The 678-nt window shown below is 58.1% G+C and carries 2 protein-coding genes; both read left to right on the forward strand.

Annotation, left to right across the window (positions count from 1 at the left end; genetic code table 11):
- Positions 1-185, forward strand: a 185-nt coding sequence (locus A3754_RS23395) for an OmpA family protein (RefSeq protein ID WP_156497178.1), incomplete at its 5' end; no start/stop codon positions are given.
- A gap of 195 nt (positions 186-380) precedes the next feature.
- Positions 381-678, forward strand: a 298-nt coding sequence (locus A3754_RS26335; protein WP_304439865.1) for an Ada metal-binding domain-containing protein, incomplete at its 3' end; no start/stop codon positions are given.

The following is a 678-nucleotide window of genomic DNA, read 5'->3' on the forward strand; positions in this document are numbered from 1 at the left end:
ACCTGCTGCTGTCCCAGCAACGGGCCCAGGCGGTATCCAACAAGCTGTCTGGCTTCGGGGTTGAACAGGTTCGTCTGGACACCGTGGGCTTTGGTGAAACCCAACCCATTGCCAGCAACAACACGGCCAGCGGACGGGAACAGAACCGTCGCGTGGAACTGACACTGCTGCCTTACACCAAGTAAGCACCGTAGTGATTCCCGCATGGCGGCGGGCCAGGCTCGCCGCCATTGTTTTACGTCCTCCCCTCTATTTTCAGCACCTGTGCTTTTTCCAATACAACCGCAATATTTCGAATGTGCGTTTGTCGTCCCTCCTCCATGCTCCCCGTCAGCTTCATTTCCCTTCATACTTCCTTTCAGAACTACGGGACAGGACCCATGCGAACAGGCCAACGCACAACCATGAATGCAGACCAGCAACGGCAACGCGCCATCAATGAACATCGGTGCATTCCTGGTGATCCCTTTGTGTATGGGGTCGTCACAACCGGTATTTTCTGCCTGCCCACGTGCCCATCGCGCCGCCCACGCACTGAAAACATTCGCCTTTTCGATAACGACAAGGCCGCCTTGCAAGACGGTTATCGCCCTTGCCGTCGCTGTCATCCGCTGGGGAACGCCCCGTCGCCCGCCACGACCACGGTGATTGCCCTGTGCCGCGCCATCGACATGGCGG

This window comes from Alcanivorax sp. HI0083, assembly GCF_001635175.1.